15 protein-coding genes and 8 tRNA genes are annotated in these 18,766 nt (G+C 43.5%); 2 read left to right on the forward strand and 21 right to left on the reverse strand.

The window, feature by feature from the left end:
* The first annotated feature begins 251 nt into the window (after window positions 1-251).
* On the forward strand, window positions 252-1,502 hold the full coding sequence (locus L2729_RS13035) for a dicarboxylate/amino acid:cation symporter (RefSeq protein WP_283104229.1): 1,251 nt from the start codon (window positions 252-254) through the stop codon (window positions 1,500-1,502).
* Between the two features lie 97 nt (window positions 1,503-1,599).
* Window positions 1,600-1,788, forward strand: a complete 189-nt coding sequence (locus L2729_RS13040; RefSeq protein ID WP_101090627.1) for a hypothetical protein — start codon at window positions 1,600-1,602, stop codon at window positions 1,786-1,788.
* A 58-nt stretch (window positions 1,789-1,846) separates the two neighbouring features.
* Here L2729_RS13040 and L2729_RS21720 read toward each other — a convergent pair whose 3' ends face one another.
* The 21 genes from L2729_RS21720 to alaS form a co-directional block, all read right to left on the reverse strand.
* On the reverse strand, window positions 1,847-1,972 hold the full coding sequence (locus L2729_RS21720; RefSeq protein WP_283104230.1) for a hypothetical protein: 126 nt from the start codon (window positions 1,970-1,972) through the stop codon (window positions 1,847-1,849).
* A gap of 253 nt (window positions 1,973-2,225) precedes the next feature.
* The gene (locus L2729_RS13045) at window positions 2,226-3,356 is read right to left on the reverse strand and encodes a sodium ion-translocating decarboxylase subunit beta (protein ID WP_202288842.1); all 1,131 of its coding nucleotides are present in this window, start codon (window positions 3,354-3,356) and stop codon (window positions 2,226-2,228) included.
* Between the two features lie 8 nt (window positions 3,357-3,364).
* Window positions 3,365-5,173, reverse strand: a complete 1,809-nt coding sequence (gene oadA / locus L2729_RS13050) for a sodium-extruding oxaloacetate decarboxylase subunit alpha (RefSeq protein WP_248988663.1) — start codon at window positions 5,171-5,173, stop codon at window positions 3,365-3,367.
* A 17-nt stretch (window positions 5,174-5,190) separates the two neighbouring features.
* The gene (locus L2729_RS13055; protein WP_248988664.1) at window positions 5,191-5,436 is read right to left on the reverse strand and encodes an OadG family protein; all 246 of its coding nucleotides are present in this window, start codon (window positions 5,434-5,436) and stop codon (window positions 5,191-5,193) included.
* Window positions 5,437-5,957: 521 nt separating this feature from the next.
* The gene (locus L2729_RS13060; RefSeq protein ID WP_248988665.1) at window positions 5,958-7,223 is read right to left on the reverse strand and encodes a BatD family protein; all 1,266 of its coding nucleotides are present in this window, start codon (window positions 7,221-7,223) and stop codon (window positions 5,958-5,960) included.
* Window positions 7,216-8,796, reverse strand: coding sequence for a BatA domain-containing protein (locus L2729_RS13065; RefSeq protein ID WP_248988666.1), 1,581 nt, complete (start codon window positions 8,794-8,796; stop codon window positions 7,216-7,218). Before L2729_RS13065 ends, L2729_RS13060 begins: the two co-directional genes overlap by 8 nt.
* Window positions 8,786-9,787, reverse strand: a complete 1,002-nt coding sequence (locus tag L2729_RS13070; protein ID WP_248988667.1) for a VWA domain-containing protein — start codon at window positions 9,785-9,787, stop codon at window positions 8,786-8,788. Before L2729_RS13070 ends, L2729_RS13065 begins: the two co-directional genes overlap by 11 nt.
* A complete protein-coding gene (locus L2729_RS13075) occupies window positions 9,771-10,244 on the reverse strand; it encodes a DUF4381 domain-containing protein (protein WP_248988668.1) in 474 nt (157 codons plus the stop codon). The genes L2729_RS13070 and L2729_RS13075 overlap by 17 nt, the downstream gene beginning before the upstream one ends.
* Complete coding sequence (locus L2729_RS13080; protein ID WP_248988669.1) at window positions 10,241-11,179, reverse strand: DUF58 domain-containing protein; 939 nt, start codon at window positions 11,177-11,179, stop codon at window positions 10,241-10,243. The genes L2729_RS13075 and L2729_RS13080 overlap by 4 nt, the downstream gene beginning before the upstream one ends.
* 19 nt (window positions 11,180-11,198) lie before the next feature.
* Complete coding sequence (locus L2729_RS13085; protein WP_248988670.1) at window positions 11,199-12,176, reverse strand: AAA family ATPase; 978 nt, start codon at window positions 12,174-12,176, stop codon at window positions 11,199-11,201.
* 101 nt (window positions 12,177-12,277) lie between these two features.
* Window positions 12,278-13,828: an arylsulfatase gene (locus L2729_RS13090; protein ID WP_248988671.1), complete on the reverse strand. Its 1,551-nt coding sequence runs from the start codon at window positions 13,826-13,828 to the stop codon at window positions 12,278-12,280.
* A 459-nt stretch (window positions 13,829-14,287) separates the two neighbouring features.
* Window positions 14,288-14,379 (reverse strand) — tRNA-Ser (locus L2729_RS13095).
* Window positions 14,380-14,483: 104 nt separating this feature from the next.
* A tRNA-Arg gene (locus L2729_RS13100) sits at window positions 14,484-14,560 on the reverse strand.
* A 33-nt stretch (window positions 14,561-14,593) separates the two neighbouring features.
* Window positions 14,594-14,670 (reverse strand) — tRNA-Arg (locus tag L2729_RS13105).
* Window positions 14,671-14,700: 30 nt separating this feature from the next.
* Window positions 14,701-14,777: transfer RNA gene (locus L2729_RS13110), tRNA-Arg, on the reverse strand.
* Between the two features lie 33 nt (window positions 14,778-14,810).
* Window positions 14,811-14,887, reverse strand: a tRNA-Arg gene (locus L2729_RS13115).
* Window positions 14,888-14,919: 32 nt separating this feature from the next.
* Window positions 14,920-14,996, reverse strand: a tRNA-Arg gene (locus L2729_RS13120).
* Window positions 14,997-15,028: 32 nt separating this feature from the next.
* Window positions 15,029-15,105 (reverse strand) — tRNA-Arg (locus L2729_RS13125).
* A 21-nt stretch (window positions 15,106-15,126) separates the two neighbouring features.
* Window positions 15,127-15,218, reverse strand: a tRNA-Ser gene (locus L2729_RS13130).
* 200 nt (window positions 15,219-15,418) lie between these two features.
* On the reverse strand, window positions 15,419-15,616 hold the full coding sequence (gene csrA / locus L2729_RS13135) for a carbon storage regulator CsrA (RefSeq protein ID WP_101090617.1): 198 nt from the start codon (window positions 15,614-15,616) through the stop codon (window positions 15,419-15,421).
* A 474-nt stretch (window positions 15,617-16,090) separates the two neighbouring features.
* Window positions 16,091-18,715 carry an alanine--tRNA ligase gene (gene alaS, locus L2729_RS13140; protein ID WP_248988672.1) on the reverse strand — a complete coding sequence of 875 codons (2,625 nt, stop codon included), beginning with the start codon at window positions 18,713-18,715 and terminating at the stop codon, window positions 16,091-16,093.
* Window positions 18,716-18,766 lie beyond the last annotated feature (51 nt).

Below are 18,766 nucleotides of genomic sequence, written 5' to 3' on the forward strand. Positions count from 1 at the left end.
CACCTTCGCCATGTTACGTAAAAGTTAACTGTTAATATAATTAAAACAAGCTTTTATATGACAATAAGTTATAACTAAATCGGTTTGTGATGCAAGGTGCTCTATCTATAGAATGCCAACGATTGGGTAACTAAATGTAAACCTTCACAGCATTGAAGTGTTAGTCTCCTAGCAAATTATTGCAATAAATTATGTGGCAACCCTGTCACTTAAACGAATGACATAAAAATAATATATTTGGAATATTGATAATGTGGCAAGTAATTAAAAACATCCCTTTTTGGCAGAAGGTATTAGCCGCCTTTGTACTTGGTGCTACTGTTGGTGTCATTTTTGGTGAATCGGCAACGGTATTAAAGCCTTTAGGTGACCTATTTATTAGCGCGATCAAAATGCTGGTCGCACCGCTTATTTTCTGCGCCATTGTGGTGAGTATTACCTCTTTAGGCTCAGAAGCTAACCTAAAGCGGTTGAGCTTTAAGACGTTAGGCATGTTTATGTTTACCGGCACTATAGCGTCGTTTATCGGCTTAACCATTGGCTCGCTCATTGATATGGGCGGCTCAATGGAATTGGTTGCTACTGAAGTGAGCGAACGTCAGGTTCCTGGTTTTGCACAGGTACTGCTAAATATGATCCCCGTTAACCCATTTGCCTCTCTGGCAGAAGGGAACGTTCTCCAGATAATTGTATTTGCAGCATTAATTGGTATCGCTATCAATAAGGTTGGCGAAAAAGCCGCGCCCTTGAAAAGAACCCTTGAGGCTGGGGCTGAAGTGATGTTCCAGCTGACTCGTATGGTATTGCAACTCACCCCGATTGGCGTGTTTGGTTTAATGGCCTGGGTGGTCGGTGAGTATGGTTTATCCATGCTGTTACCGCTTGCTAAGTTCATCGGTGCTATCTACCTTGCTGCGTTAATCCACATTGTTTTTGTCTATGGTGGACTGGTAAAATTCGCGGCTAAATTAAGCCCTTTACAGTTTTTCAGAAAAGCCATGCCAGCACAAATTGTGGCATTTACGACGGCATCAAGTTTCGGCACATTGCCGGCAAGCACACGTTGTACTGAATCAATGGGTGTATCAAAACGTTATAGCTCATTTGTATTGCCCCTTGGCGCGACCATGAACATGGATGGTTGCGGTGGGATCTATCCCGCTATTGCCGCCATTTTTATTGCGCAAATTTATGGCATTCAACTCGATATGACTGACTATATGCTGATTGCGGTAACAGCAACCGTTGCATCAGTCGGGACCGCTGGTGTGCCGGGCAGTGCCATGGTGATGCTGACGGTAACCTTAGGTGTTGTTGGCCTACCACTAGAAGGGATTGCATTTATTGCCGCTATTGACCGGATCATTGATATGATCCGCACAGCAACCAATGTCACCGGGGATATGATGACAGCCGTTGTTATTGGTAAATCTGAAGGACAGCTTGATCAAGAGCAATTTTATGCCGAAGAGAGCACTAAAACAGCACCTGTAACAAGTTAGTAAGATTACTGTGAAAGAAAAAGGCCGCAATTGTGGCCTTTTTCTTTTATACTTTAAAATCATATTGCTAAGTGATTCATATTGAGGGTGTTTAAGTATGGCTAAGCTGTTTTTTATTCCACTGCTACTATCTCTCGCATGGGCGCTATTTCTTAATTACAACGGTGTGCCTCTAAAGAAGGGAAGAACCGGGTTTATCTATATTGTCGGCATTAGCATAACGATTATTTTGTCCTTAGGCTTTCTACTTTGGCTGACCGCAAACCAAAACATTCGTAGTTGGTAACCCACAAATAACCCAACATCGCTTACGCGCCTAGCTCGAAAACCAGGCGCTAACGGCATCAACCTAACGCTTCATCGTTTAATGACAGACCACCAATATCAGTATCACTCCAGATCACCACATCGCCCTCCAGCACTGTCTTAAGCTCAACTTCTATTTCAAATTTTAAACTACTTTGTTGCATCAGTTTGTTGCGCGTAACATCTAATGACGCTTGCACAACAAGCAGGAATATAACGATAAGGGTGTGATAACTAGAGCTTGTAATGACACGGCCAAACAGTTGTAAATGGGGAATGCTGGTGCATAGGTGATTAAGTTGTTCTTAGTAAATCCAAGCGCACGCTATCATTTTCTGCAGGCAAAAAAAATCCCGCACTCGAAAAGTACAGGATTGTTTTAATTGAAAAATACTATTCTACATTTTATAGAAATGCTTATCCTAGTACCGCTAGTAACACACCAGCGGCAACCGCACTTCCGAGCACGCCAGCCACATTTGGCCCCATTGCATGCATTAACAAAAAGTTCTGATTGTTCGCTTCGAGGCCGACTTTATTGACGACCCTCGCCGCCATTGGCACTGCTGAAACACCTGCAGCGCCGAGCAGTGGATTAATCTTACCGCCAGATAATTTACTCATTAGCTTGGCCATTAACACCCCAGTTGCGGTACCGATACCAAATGCAACCGCCCCCAAGACCAAAATACCTAAGGTTTCAATTTGCAGAAACTGATCGGCAGATAATTTAGAACCCACTGCGAGTCCGAGAAAAATAGTGACGATATTAATCAGCTCATTCTGGGCGGTATTAGACAATCTATCGACCACACCGGACTCGCGCATCAAGTTACCTAAACAAAACATACCCACTAACGGCGTTGCTGCAGGAAGGAACAAAATAGTTAGCCCTAATACCATGAGTGGGAAGATTATCTTTTCCTTCTTACTCACTTCACGCAGCTGCTCCATCTTGATCTTACGCTCAGATTCTGTTGTCAGCAGCCTCATAATCGGCGGCTGTATAAGCGGCACTAACGCCATATAAGAGTAGGCAGCAACCGCAATAGCACCGAGTAAGTCAGGGGCGAGTTTGGACGCTAAAAAGATAGCTGTGGGTCCATCTGCGCCGCCAATAATGGCTATAGCAGCAGCATCTTGCATTGAAAACTCAAACCCAGGGACTAAATTCAAACCAATCGCCCCGAGCAAGGTGGCAAAAATACCAAATTGTGCTGCGGCGCCAAGTAATAACATTTTAGGGTTAGCAATCAATGCCCCAAAATCGGTTAATGCCCCCACCCCCATAAAGATCAATAGCGGGAAGATTCCCGTTTCAATACCGACATGGTAAGCGAAATAGAGCAGCCCACCTTCGTCAGTAAATCCACCATTAGGAATGTTGGCTAAAATAGCGCCAAAGCCTATCGGTAAAAGCAGTAACGGCTCAAACCCTTTTGCGATAGCTAAAAAGAGTAATAAGCAGCCGACACCCATCATTAACAATTGACCTGGCGTAAAGTTGGCAATGCCGGACTCAGACCAAAAGGCGATTAATCCTTCCATGATGACTCCTATGCTAACGCTAACAGCTGACTACCAACTGATACCGAATCACCCTCTTTAACCCAAACCTGAGAGATCACTCCATCAGCCTCGGCTCTTATTTCCGTTTCCATCTTCATCGCTTCTAAAATAATGACAACATCACCCTCTTTCACCGTGTCACCAGGAGACACATGCACTTTAAAAATATTACCTGATAGCGGTGCATTTTGTTCCAACTTGACCACCAACGACTCAACGGCGGCAGTTGTCGCGGGAGCAGCAAAAGGAATCACATTCTCGGCAGAAGTTATTTCACTGATATCTCCCCCTTCGGCCACTTCAACGACAAATCGCTGACCCTGCACCGTGACAGTGTAAGTTGCTGGCCCTTGCTTATTGGCAGCTGCTAGCTCTGCTTTTTTTACTTGTTCAAGCGCTTGAGCAGCGACTTCAGGTTTGGGTTCAAATGCGTCTGGATTATTGCGGTTTTTAAGAAATTTAAGGCCAATCTGCGGAAATAGTGCGTACGTTAAGACGTCATCATCTACCTCTGTTGATAGGGTAATCGCTTCGGCTTTGGCCTTTTCAACTAACTCAAGGCGTAACCTGTCGAGCTCAGCTTCGAGTAAGTCTGCTGGGCGACAAGTTATGGCTTCAGCGCCCGCTAAAACGCGTTGCTGCAGCTCGCTATTTACAGGCGCTGGCGTGGCGCCATATTCGCCCTTGAGTACGCCTTCTGTTTCTTTGGTAAGCGATTTATAACGCTCACCCGTAAGCACGTTAATCACCGCTTGGGTACCGACAATTTGAGAGGTTGGCGTGACTAAGGCAATGAAACCTAAGTCTTCACGAACGCGTGGGATCTCTTCTAACACTAAATCTAACTTGTCTGCAGCGCCTTGCTCTTTCAGTTGGCTTTCCATATTGGTCAACATGCCACCTGGGACTTGAGCACGGAGAATGCGCGAATCAATACCTTTAAGTTCACCTTCGAAAGCTGCATATTTTTTGCGTACCACTCTAAAGTAAGCGGCTATCTCTTCCAATAACGCCATGTCATAGCCGGTCGCTCTGTCAGTATCTTCAACCATTGCCACCAGAGTTTCTGTCGCGCTGTGACCATAAGTCTGACTCATTGACGAAATGGCGGTATCAAGTACATCAATGCCCGCTTCAATCGCTTTTTGGTAGGTAGCGGTGCTAAGCCCTGTTGTTGCATGACACTGCATAGAAACAACCAAATCCGTTTGAGATTTGATTTGGCTAATCATGTCAAAGGCATCGAACGGCTTTAATAGCCCGGCCATATCTTTGATACATAAAGAGTGACAGCCCATATCTTCAAGACGCTTAGCCATGTCAATCCATGTGTCCATCGTGTGCACTGGGCTCGTTGTGTAGGATATAGTACCTTGCGCATGTGCACCGACTTCAACCACAGATTTAACTGCAGTTTCAAGGTTACGCACATCATTCATTGCATCAAAAATACGGAATACATCAACCCCGTTAGTATGAGCACGTTCGACAAAACGGTTAACTAAATCATCAGCATAGTGGCGATAACCTAAAAGATTCTGTCCTCTTAACAGCATTTGTTGAGGGGTATTAGGCATGGCTTTTTTAAGCTCTCTAATACGTTCCCATGGGTCTTCACCAAGATAACGGATGCAAGAATCAAACGTTGCTCCGCCCCATGACTCAAGCGACCAAAAGCCGACTTTGTCGAGCAAAGGTGCGATCGGTAACATATCTTCGGTGCGCAACCTAGTAGCGAGAATGGATTGGTGAGCATCTCTTAAGACGACGTCGGTTAAAGCCAGTGGCTTGCTCATTGTAACTCCCTACTTATTTATGCTTTTTGGCGGTGCTGATGAATTGCAGAGGCGATAACGGCTGCCATTAAAGGACTCACTGCGGGTTTAGTTACTGCCGGTTGGCGAGCATTAACGGTTGCTTTCTCTTGGGGTACAGGCGCATATTTTTTAGCAACTAGCTTCATTCCCAAAATCAATATACCTAAAAATACAAAAACCAACGACATGCCGAGGATCATGATCCCAAGCGCATCGGTTAACTGTTCTGATATTGTTTCCATCTCTTCCTCTCTAAAGCCCTATATACACTAAGACAAAAACGGTGCAACCAAATGAGTGTATGCTAGTTTTGTCGGCCCATTTTACGGATTATGTAAATATACTGGAATAAAACAAATATTTATTCACTAACTGTTCACATGTTATGCATTCATTTCGATAATGCCTAAGCTTAAAGCCACTAGAAGACTGCTGTCATCGGCAAAAACAATAACCAATCTATAACAAAATAGCGAGACCTTTGTAAATTGGTCATACCAATAAGAATAAAAATATCACAGCAGCGATGATGATTCTATAATTTATCATTAAAATAACTAGAGAATCATCAGCATCTTCCACAATAACCCTCGAAGTTTATAATTTGAATATTAAGTTAAAGGAAAGTAATTTCAGATATAAGAACAGAGAGTGACCTTATGACTAGAATGAGATTTTATGCAGTAATCAATCAAACTATTGGTCTCGTTAAACTTAGTCATTCAGGAGCACAAATTAACTGAGTAGCCTTTTTCAAAATCCACTATTTTATTAAGAACATAAAAGCCTTTTTTACTGATAGAACAGCTGTTTTTTTAGACTTGTATACGTGGTTATCCTTTTCAGCAGTAGCGCTAAAGCATGCTTTAAATAACTGCGATATAAGTTGATGCTTTTTCAGTACCTCTGTCGAAGCATACGGCGCTTGCAATGGTAAAGACGGTTTGATTAGCACAGGCGCAGAGATGAGATCTCCGCGTTGATACATTAGATTGATAAATTGTCGCCAATCTCCCGCTAATAGTGCTTGAGTCAATTTTACTCGTATCGGCAACGTCAGCTTACTCAGCCCCAATAAAACCATTATCACTAACACAAATCCGACGAGAGCAAACAGCATGCGATATCGGTTAGCGTTAGCCCCGATAACCTTGAGTTTAATTTCAGCTAAGTTTAGTCGATGTAACCCGCCGTCAGGCTGCCACCAAACCACCTCTTCTCCTCCAACAGTAAATTCTCCTCCTGCTTCAATAATATAACTAAACTCTTGGCTAAGTATTGCGCTATTTTCACCACGATTATTGCTGTCAGTAAGTTTAGCTTCAAGCGCCATAACGTTAATGCCATTAGGCGCCGTTATGCCTATTCGAGGTATATTCATTGCCGGAAGATTAGTAACAGAAATGTTGATTTCACGCTTAATCACATCACCAATGTTGTAGCTTTGCTGTGGCTCTGACCACTGCTCATCAATCGATACAGATTCAGTGACAATGTATTGCTTCACATCTTTAAGACTTGCTGGAATGTGTGCGTAAAGAGCAACGGCATCCGACATTAACGTTGCCGTTTTTGGTTCTCCGCTACTGCTATCCATATACTTTATTTTGAATCGAACACTTGGTACCTCAATAACACCTTTATGTTCGGGATAAAGATACACCTCCCAGATCTGAGAGGACAGCGCTTGCCCAGCAATCGTTCTGCTGCCATTAATGGCAAATGCAGATGCTTGGGATAATCGTGCACTCGACATAGAAGGTAGATCAAACTCAGTGCCACCGTTAAAAAAACCGTTAACCAGTAGCTCAAAACGTAATACGGTTTGCTCACCAACGATAGGATGAACATTAGAAACTTGTGTCACTATTTGAGTCGAAGAAACCCCGGTACTGGCAACAAAAGTCGCGCTATTAGTCGTGGAGGAAGTATTATCGGCAATCACGCTACTGCTGAAACCAAGGATATAAAAGCCATACAAAGCGACACGCTTATATTGGAGTAAAAAACAGATAGCCTTGCTAATCATTCCCCTCCTCCTTAGCATCGTCGTTACTCTTTGCCTCTGGAGTTAAAGAGCTCTCATCCTGTTGAGACAAGTTGTACTGAGCTTGAAATTTAGCGGCCAAAAACTGTTGAGGGTCTTTACTGATATCTCTTAACCACTGCTCCTTTTTAGTCTCACTATTTAATAACTCCTCTACTGACAACTGCTGCAACTCAACTTGTATTTTTCCCATTTGTGGTTTGTCGGCACCAAGCTCCATGTCTGTCATATCGTCGGGATCTATTGACTCTGGTGGGTTTTCCTCTTGTTGGCTCTCGCCAAGCTGCTTAATGTCTTGTATAAGCTGAGTCACTATTTGTAAGTTCTTTCTGGCACCCGCAAAGTTTGGTTCAATATCGAGTAGCAATTGATAAAGCTGCTTTGCTTTACTGTAATTACGCCCACGAGTGTAGGTCATTGCAAGATTAAAAAGACTTTGCAGATCATCCTGCTGGCGATATATCTTAGCCGCCTTGCTGTACTCTTTAGCTTGGTAATAGGCACGCGCTTTCCAGCTCGGGTCTTTAAAGCGTAATGCAGCTTCTTTAAAATCACCGTTGTCGTAATAATATTGTCCTTGCTGATCGGCACTAAAGAACAAGTCGAGCCATTGTGCATGCGCTGGCGCTGGCATCAAGCTGACGCATAACACAATAGAAGTCGCCCAATACAAACTAAAACCTCTGCGGAAAAACAGCAATAACAGCAGTGCAGCAGGATAAAGTAACCAATACCCTTGGTTAACCATCAAACTTGATTGACCTATCGCAGCCTGTTCTAACTCTGAAACCTTCTCTATCAAGTTGTCATTGCCAGATAAAAGGCTATCCGCAGTCATCACCGTAAAACCAAGCTGTCTCGCTGCAGGCTCTGTGGATGCCGTTAATGCAGCGAATAACACTTGGGCATTTTGTATCTGAGTAAACTTAGCCAACGCTTTGCCTTCACCTTCAAAACCATCCGATAAGACCAGTAAGTCAAAACCAAATTTTTGTGCGTCGGGAATGGCTACAATAACGTCAATCAAACGATCAATATCATCACCCTCCACAGGCATAACTTGAGGCGACATATAGCCCAAATATAGCGTTAACAGCGCAAATTGATCCGATGGCGGTAATACTTGGTGACTGCTGCCTGCAAATGCAACCAGCGAAATAGGCCTAGAACTGCCCTGCTTTAACAGTTTTAATATCAGTAACTTTGCACGTTCTAGGTGATTTATGCTCCCTTCGCTCTTTAACATTGATGGCGAAAGATCAAGGGCGATGATCAGCGGAGATTTGATATCATCGTCACTGGGCTTTAGCCAGCTTGGTCCCGCGAGTGCAAAAATGATGAAGCTAACAGTGAGTAAAGTGAGTGCTATCGGCGCTTTAGTCGCTTTGTGACTATTTTGCATTGAAAATACTGTTGCTAAGTGCGCTGCGATGACGCCCTCACCAGCTTGTTCCTGTGCCCTTTTTTGATTGCGCCAAAGGCCATACATTAGCAGAGCAATAGGCAAAAATAACCATAACCAGAGGGGCTCTGCAAGCTGCAAGCTACTTAACATAAGCTTGCCTCTTTGCTGCCACTGCTGTTGAGATAGTGAGCGCCAACCATACACAAATATAGATGATTAACATCGGTCCCATGAGCCAAGGATAAATGTCTAACTTAGGTAAATAACTTTGTTGTTGATACTTTGCTGGTGCAATCTCATTCACCTGTCGTAAAACCTGTTCAATAGCGTCAGTACTATTGCCTTCAAATGCATGGCCCTTGGTGATCTTAGCTATTTTATTAAGCGTATTAAAATCAACTTTATCCTCGCCTTCAGTATCAATTGAGCCCATGCCTAATGTAAAAACGGCGATACCCTCGGCTGCAGCCACTCGGGCTGCATCCACCGGATCTAGCCTAGAGCTAGTATCACTGCCATCAGTGACTAACAACAGTATTCGCTGGGTCGTATTGGAACCATCAAAAGCACGAATACTCAAGCCTATTGCATCACCAATTGCGGTAGCGGGGCCCGCCATCTGAGTATCCATTTGCTGCAATAATGTCTGCCAGAGCGTAATATCTTCAGTGAATGGGACTTGTAGATATGCGCCAGAACCAAAAACAATCAGCCCCAACCTATCGCCATTACGCTGCTTTGAAAAGGTGTTGAGCAAAGATTTAAGTGCGACTAAGCGAGAAACCTTACCTTGTTCATTGAGCTGGTAATCCTCTTGTTCCATTGATTGAGATAGGTCGACGGCGACCATCAGATCTCGTCCTGTCTTCTGCGTAATGACGGGCTCACCTAGCAGTACCGGTCGTGCTAGGCAAATGATGGTCAGTAGCCAACTGAGTAGTAATGCCACAGCCTGAATGCGCTTTCGTTGTTTAACTTGGCTACCTGACGTAGGCGCTTGCCCCGTCGCTGCGACTAATCGAGCAAAAAAGGGTAAATAGATAGATGCTGCAGGCTGCAGATACACCGGGAAAATACGGAAGACAAAGACCGGTAAGGCAACCAATGCTAGCATCCATGGATACTCAAGACTGATGTTCAAAGTGGTGCTCCTTTACCCAACGCTGACATAATTGATTCAGCTTAGAAAAGTCACTCTCTGACAGATACCGCAAAGCTTGTGTAGCCGATTGATAATTTAACCGTTCTAGTTGTTGTAACTGCGCCTCGGTAAAAATGACATTTCGGCTACTATTTATTATCGCTCGGTACCAAAGTGCCCCTGTTTGGCTTAATTTAACATCACACAGATTTGCTGACATTGCTGTATTTCTTATGACTTGGTTCATCCTTCCGGCATCATTCAGTGTTAATGATTGCAGCTGCTTCAATGCAGCGCGCCTATAGCCATCAGCAACCCAGCGTTGTCTTTTTCGATACATAAGCACAAGCAAAAATAATAATCCGACAAGCGCGACTCCATACCAGCCTGCCGCTAAAGGCCACCATGGAATAGCGTTGGGTAAAGGTATATCGACGAGTTGGGTAACCTGATTCATACTGGCTCACCCATTAGCAAACGACTTAATTGGGTAATGACAGGCTCATAAGTATTGACGAGTCCCACGGGTAATACGCTTGCTAGCACCGCTTTTTTTAAACAGGTTAAACGCTGCTGATAAAGCGCATCATATTTCTGTTGATTTTGAGCGTTGGCTTGGATATTAATTTGCTGTTCTCCGAGAGAAACACTCAAGCCATGAGCACGCGTTAAGTCGTCTTCAAGCGGATCTTGGACGACAAAAAGCAGCACATTTGTTTTTTGAGCTAAAATCTCTAATTCTGCGAGCTCTTCAATCTCAATACCTTCGATATCCGTAATTAATATCATCACACTTTGGCTGTTTAGCGTGGCAATTAACGGTCTAACTTGAGACAGAAGTGAATTTGATATGCTGTTTATAGTATTTTTTTTAAGTGAAGCTAAATCCAATTGATTGTTGGCAACTACAATTGCTTCGAGTAGATGAATAACATTATGGCTGGCACGTTTAGGTGACATCTGCACCATATCTCTGCAACCAATAACTGCGCCACCAACGCGGTCTCCCGCATCAAAAACTTGCCATGCTAGCAACGCCGCCAAGTGTGCAGCCGTCACAGACTTAGTATTCACTTGGCTGCCAAAAAACATCGGTAGCCGTTGATCAACAATAATATGAACTGGTCTGTCTGTTTCTTCTGAATAGACTCTTACATAAGGTTTTCCTAGACGTGCAGAAACTCTAGAATCTATTTGGCGTATGTTGTCCCCCGCTTGATATTGACGTAACTCTTCAAAATTCAAACCTCGGCCCTTTATACGCGATGCATGCCTGCCAGAGAGCATGCCTGCGGGCCGATAACGCGGTGACAATGACAAATGACGGCTGTCGTCCCTAAGTGCTAGTAACGCACTTAAATTAGTATAAATTCGTGAGTCTTGCTTACTCATAACTTGCTCATCGTTTGCTTCATAAGACGGGGGTCACGCTTACGAGCTCTTTAACGACATCTTGAGCGCTTTTGCCATCGGCCAATGCTGCGTATGAAAGCATGACTCGGTGACTTAGCACTGCTAATACAACCGCTCTTACGTCATCAGGGTCAACATAGTCTCGGCCCTCTAACACTGCATGGGCGCGCGATGCCTTATCAAGCGCGATAGAAGCTCTTGGGCTAGCGCCTATTTTTATGTACTTCTGTAAGGCGCTCTCCGGATACCTTTCCGGCTTTCTTGTTCCCATAACCAAAGCGACGATATATTTCTCAATGCTCTCAGACATAAAAACGTCATGCACTAAGCTACGGGCCTGTGTAATTAATGCTTCAGCATTATCTATCTTGATTAGAGGGCTATCCGTTCTAGCTTCTTGACTTCGGGTTAGACGAATGATCGCTAGTTCGGTTTCGTCTTCAGGATAATCAATCACCAATTTAAATAAAAAACGGTCCATTTGAGCTTCTGGTAATGGGTAAGTTCCCTCTTGTTCGATAGGGTTCTGAGTCGCCAATACCAAAAAAATAGATTCCATTGGATGGCTAGTATTGCCAATAGTGACTTGCCGCTCCTCCATTGCTTCCAGCAATGCGGATTGCACTTTAGGCGGCGCTCTATTAATTTCATCTGCAAGTAGAATATGGTTAAAGATCGGACCTGGATTAAAGTTAATTTTATTATTGTCAGACGACGATAACGCTTCATAACCAATGACGTCCGAAGGCAAGAGATCAGGGGTAAATTGCACTCGACCTTGCGTTAGGTGCAGCAAGTTAGATAGCGTTTTAACCGAACGCGTTTTGGCGGTACCTGGTAACCCCTCGAGTAGCACGTGCCCATCAGCTAGCAGCGCTAAGATCAATCCTCTTACAACATGTGCTTGACCGAGAACCTGCTTCTCTAAGGCTATTTGTAGATCACTCAGCTGTGAATATATAGCTTGGCTGTCCATACGATAGCTTTCCTTTTTACCCATTCCATTTTTAAAGAATACTTAATAAGTACCCTTTAAAAATAGAAAAAGGGCGCAAGCGCCCTTAGTGATACTGATTTTTATTTGCTCGCAGGTTGCTGCAACTTCTCCATCACTTGATCTAAGCTAAAGCTAGCCGCCTTTTGACTCGGCGGATATTCCTTAAAGGTTTTTAGGAATTTGCCTACATAAGCTTGGGCCGGAACTAACATAAACGCTCGATCTAACATCCAGTCCCAGTAAGTATTCGAGGTAATGTCCGCATTTTCGTAAGGATCCGTTCTCAGGTTATAGATTTTTGGTAGTCTTAGTACCACAAATGGCTCAGCCCATAATGCTAGAGTCCCTGCCATTCTCTGCTCCATAAATACCAGCTTCCAATTATTAAAACGCAACGCCGCTAAATCACCATCATCAGTAAAGTAGAAAATCTCCTCACGAGGACCCGTTTTATCTTTGCCCGTTAAATAAGGTAAAAAGTTATAACCATCAAGGTGATTCTTAAACTTCTTACTTCCAGCTTTATGCCCTTTTAATAACTTGTCTTTAACTTTGCTATCACCCGCAACTGCTGCAAAGGTCGGTAACCAGTCCATATGGTGCATAATTTCGTTTGAAACTGAATCAGCTTCGATTTTCCCAGGCCAACGTACCATTGCAGGCACACGGTAAGCCCCTTCCCAGTTGGTATTTTTTTCGCCTCTGAAAGGAGTCGTTCCTGCATCAGGCCAGGTATTCATGTGTGGCCCATTATCTGTCGAATAAAAAACAATGGTATTATCTTTAATTCCTAACTTATCAACAGTATCAAGTAGTTGCCCTACATGATTATCATGTTCAATCATACCATCGGTATAATTACTTAAGCCGCTTGAACCTTGCAGTTCAGGTTTAACATGGGTACGGAAATGCATACGGGTACCACTCCACCAAACAAAGAATGGCTTTTTGGCTTTTACCTTTCGCTCCATAAAGTCTATCGCAGCAGCAACGGTCTCATCATCAACAGTCTCCATACGTTTCTTAGTCAATGGACCGGTATCTTCAATCTTACCGTCAGCAGATGATTTAATAACGCCACGTGGACCAAATTTTTTACGAAACTCAGGATTTTTGGGATAGTCAGCGTTTTCAGGTTCCTCTTCAGCATTGAGGTGATACAAATTACCGAAGAATTCATCAAAACCGTGATTTGTAGGCAAGAATTCGTCTTTATCGCCTAAATGGTTTTTACCAAATTGACCCGTTGCATAGCCCATAGGCTTGAGTATTTCAGCGATGGTTGCATCAGACGCCTGTAATCCGACATCGGCTCCAGGCATTCCCACTTTTGACAAGCCAGTTCGGAACACACTTTGCCCTGTAATAAAGGTAGAGCGGCCTGCAGTACAGGATTGCTCACCATAATAATCAGTGAACATCATCCCCTCTTTGGCAATGCTATCAATATTCGGGGTTTGGTAGCCCATCAAGCCAAAGGTATAGGCACTGATATTAGATTGCCCAATATCATCTCCCCATATAACGAGAATATTAGGTTTATCAGCCGCCGTGGCCGCGAAAGACATTAGTCCAGCGGTAACTGATAGCAGAGCCAATTTTTTAGTAAACGTATTGCGAGTTAGCGTCATAAAAGATCTCCATTCTTTAATACAAACTTGTTGTTATACAAACCTGAATTCATTCTGCGCAATGCGACTTCCAGAATGATTACGACAAATATAGTTGCTAACTTTAAAGTCACACGTTACCAAAGTGTAATCAACTAAAATTACAACTATTTGACTCCAACTATGGATTAATGGACTAAAAGTAAGGTAGGGCTGCAATATTTCGTGGCGGTCGTAAAACTAAAGTCTACCTTTAGTGAGGTAAATAGATGAACAAAGCTTTGCTTGGAATTTAAAACTATTGATGCAATCTGTTGTTAATACTGCAAGCAACTATCAGGAAAGTTGCAAGTAACGGATTAAGATAAAAACGAAAGGAGATTATTGTGGGTACTGACACTGATGAAAATAATGACACTATTCATATAGGTAAAACTCAGGCACAAAAAAACCGCTATTAAGCGGTTTATTGTTAAAGAATGGCGGAGAGGGAGGGATTCGAACCCTCGATGGGATTTAACGCCCATACTCCCTTAGCAGGGGAGCGCCTTCGGCCACTCGGCCACCTCTCCGCAAAACATGGTGCGCATGGAAGGAGTTATATTCACCATCCGTTTAATTAGTTTCCAAAGACATTATCGATGAAAACTAAAACGCAAAATCTGTAAGCCTTATATGGTGCGGATGGGAGGAGTCGAACCTCCGACCGCCTGGTTCGTAGCCAGGTACTCTATCCAGCTGAGCTACATCCGCATATATAAAGATAAAACATTTAAAACAACTTAATGGTGCGGATGGGAGGAGTCGAACCTCCGACCGCCTGGTTCGTAGCCAGGTACTCTATCCAGCTGAGCTACATCCGCATATATTAAGGTAAAAATTTAAAAACTTTATGGTGCGGATGGGAGGAGTCGAACCTCCGACCGCCTGGTTCGTAGCCAGGTACTCTATCCAGCTGAGCTACATCCGCATATATAAAGGTAAAGCAATTAAAACAACTTAATGGTGCGGATGGGAGGAGTCGAACCTCCGACCGCCTGGTTCGTAGCCAGGTACTCTATCCAGCTGAGCTACATCCGCAAATATTAAGCAAAAACTTTCAAATGATTTAATGGTGCGGATGGGAGGAGTCGAACCTCCGACCGCCTGGTTCGTAGCCAGGTACTCTATCCAGCTGAGCTACATCCGCTCACTAAAACATTTAAACACAACAGTAAATTATGGTGCGGATGGGAGGAGTCGAACCTCCGACCGCCTGGTTCGTAGCCAGGTACTCTATCCAGCTGAGCTACATCCGCATCGTCGTTTACTGTAAGAAATGGCGGAGAGGGAGGGATTCGAACCCTCGATGGGATTTAACGCCCATACTCCCTTAGCAGGGGAGCGCCTTCGGCCACTCGGCCACCTCTCCGTTTCTTGGCGCACATATTACTGTTTGCCGAAAATAAGTCAAACCATTTCGAAGAAACTATTTCCGTTTGGACTGTTTTTAAGCATGTTGACTGTATATCCGCCTAAGAACGCCCATAATAAGACTTTTCATATCCTAAAAAATAAAAAAGCCAGTTAAAAAACTAGCTTCTAAAATTCTCAGTAATCATCAAACTACAATCAGAAGTTTCCGCCTTCTGGAGCAGTCCCTGATTTTTCAGATTGAATGCGTTGATATATCTCTTCACGATGGACAGAGATTTCTTTAGGTGCATTAACACCAATTCTTACTTGGTTACCTTTAACGCCTAATACAGTGACCGTAACTTCATCACCAATCATCAGTGTTTCACCAACACGACGAGTCAATATCAGCATTATGTTGCTCCTTTAGTTCCTAAACTTGCTTTATACGGCATTATTCCGCTATATACTTATTATAGAGTTAGCTTAGTACAAATTAACAGTATTCAATTTGAAATACGCCAATTAATTGCACCTTCACTGCCTTTATATACAGTTCTAGCATCAAAACCCTACAAGCCATATTAAAAAAATTCTGCACTAAAAGGCTATTATCAAACATAGAGATTAAACGGGCATGAAAACAGTTTGAAGACCATTTTAGCAACACCTTTAAAATCCATTAGCCAAACAACGTTTCATTGTCACAATCACCATACCAAAGTTAACTGTTATATCTACTAGTTTTCTCGTAAATAGTGATATTTATGCAATTAGTTCGCTAAACATAGCGGCTACCATTAGCACTTATGCTAACTTTTAGCCTTCAGACAACAAAAAACGCTCATAAAGAGCGTTTTTCAAACTTTCATTCAACAGCCATCACGATTAAGCCAGCTTGTCAGAAATCCAAGGTATAACGCTATCTAATGCACTTTGAAGGTTTTCAGGTTGGCTACCACCTGCTTGTGCCATATCAGGACGCCCACCGCCCTTGCCACCAACTTGTACAGCGATAGAGGCTATAAGCTCACCCGCTTTCACTTTGCCAGTGAGATCTTTAGTGACACCCGCGATGAGGTTCACCTTGGCGTCGCCAGCAATCCCTAATACAACGATACCAGACTTAAGCTTCTGCTTGAGTTCATCTTGCAAACCGCGAAGCGAACCTGCATCAACGCCTTCAAGCTTCTTAACTAAAACTTTAATACCATTGACCTCAACAGCTTCACCGACGAGATCGGCACTGGTTGCAGCCGCAAGTTTATCTTTTAGCTGTGCAAGCTCTTTCTCAAGCAACTTAGCCTTATCCAGTTGTGCTTTAAGCTTTGCAACAACAGAAGCACTATCCCCTTTCAATAACGATGCAGCTTCTTCTAGTTGAGCCTGTTGCTTAGCAATATAAGTCATTGCAGCTACACCTGTTACCGCTTCAATTCGGCGTATACCCGCAGCAATACCACCTTCAGAGGTGATCTTAAACAGACCGATATCACCAGTACGACCTACGTGTGTGCCGCCACAGAGTTCAATCGAGAAATCACCCATAGTGACAACACGTACTTCAGCGTCATACTTCTCGCCAAATAACGCCATTGCGCCTTTCTCTTTGGCTTGATCTATGTCCATCACTTCAGCGGTTAACGCGTGGTTACGTCGGATCTGAGTATTAACCAACTCTTCTACTTCTTTGACCTCTGAGGCTTTGACGCCTTCAAAATGAGAGAAATCGAAACGTAAACGTTCAGGGTCAACTAACGAGCCTTTCTGAGTAACGTGCGTACCTAACACTTGGCGCAGCGCCGCGTGAAGTAAATGCGTAACGGAGTGGTTTAATTCTGTTCTTTGACGACATTCTTTGTCGACATGAGTAGCAACGGATTGGCCAACCTGAATTGAACCAAGCGCGAGCTTACCAATATGACCAATAGCTTGGCCATATTTTTGAGTATCTGTAACATTATACTCAACACCATCGGCAACCAGTAAGCCTTTGTCGCCAGACTGGCCACCAGATTCACCGTAAAATGGCGTGTTATCAAGCACGATGACCGCTTCATCACCCGCAGCAAGCTGACTGACGGATTCACCCGCTTTATAGATAGCAATAATAGTGGCTTGGTTATTAAGGTCCTCATAACCTACAAAATTACTTTGTGCATCGATCTTAAGGCCTTCGTTGTAATCAGTGCCAAATTGACCCGCGGCTTGAGCACGGCTTCGTTGCTCTGCCATTGCGATTTCAAAGCCTGCCTCATCGACCGTAATATCACGCTCACGACAAACATCTGCGGTTAAATCAACAGGGAACCCGTAGGTATCATACAATTTAAAGGCTGTTTCACCGTCTAATACTTCACCTTTTAGATTAGTGAGTGCATTATCAAGAATACCTAAACCACGTTCGAGCGTACGAGCAAATTGCTCTTCTTCGGCTTTAAGTGACTTTTCAACAATCGCTTGAGTAGCCACTAAACCTTTAGCGGCATCACCCATAACTTCAATCAATGTTGGGACTAACTTGTAAAAGAAACTATCAGTAGCACCAAGCTTATTACCGTGACGAACTGCGCGGCGAATAATACGGCGAAGGACGTAACCGCGGCCTTCATTTGATGGCATAACACCATCAGCAATCAAGAAAGCACATGAACGGATATGATCTGAAATCACACGTAATGATTTATTTTCTAAATCAGTAACACCAACAATTTCAGCAGTCTTTTTAATTAGCGCTTGGAAAATATCAATCTCATAGTTTGAATGCACGCCCTGCATAATCGCAGCGATGCGCTCAATCCCCATTCCAGTATCAACAGATGGCTTTGGTAATGGGTTCATGTCGCCGTTAGCTTGGCGGTTGTACTGCATGAATACGATATTCCAGATTTCAATAAATCTATCGCCATCTTCTTCTGGAGTACCTGGACGGCCACCCCAGATATGATCGCCATGATCATAGAATATTTCACTACAAGGACCACAAGGGCCTGTGTCACCCATCTGCCAGAAGTTATCTGAATTATAAGGAGCGCCTTTGTTATCGCCTATGCGAATAACGTTTTCAGGAGCAATACCGACTTTTTTCGTCCAGATATCGTAAGCTTCGTTATCCGTTTCGTAAATCGTGACGCATAAACGCTCTTTAGGCAGGTTTAACTCTTTGGTTAGAAAAGTCCAAGCAAAGTTTATCGCGTCTTCTTTAAAGTAATCGCCAAAGCTAAAGTTACCGAGCATTTCAAAAAATGTATGATGGCGCGCTGTGTAACCAACATTATCTAAATCATTATGCTTGCCGCCCGCTCTTACACAGCGTTGAGATGAGGTGGCACGGCTATAATTGCGCTTATCTTCTCCAAGAAATACGTCTTTAAACTGGTTCATACCCGCATTAGTAAATAATAACGTTGGGTCGTTACCTGGTACTAGAGAGCTACTATCAACGACCTGGTGACCGTTGGTGCGGAAATATTCCAAGAAAGCACTACGCAGTGCTGCAGTGGTTTGATACATGAAACCGTCCTGAATTAGGTTGTGCAACTAGCTCGAAAAAGAGCCTAATGA

Source organism: Shewanella gelidimarina (genome assembly GCF_023283945.1).
GTDB classification, from domain to species: Bacteria; Pseudomonadota; Gammaproteobacteria; order Enterobacterales; family Shewanellaceae; genus Shewanella; species Shewanella gelidimarina.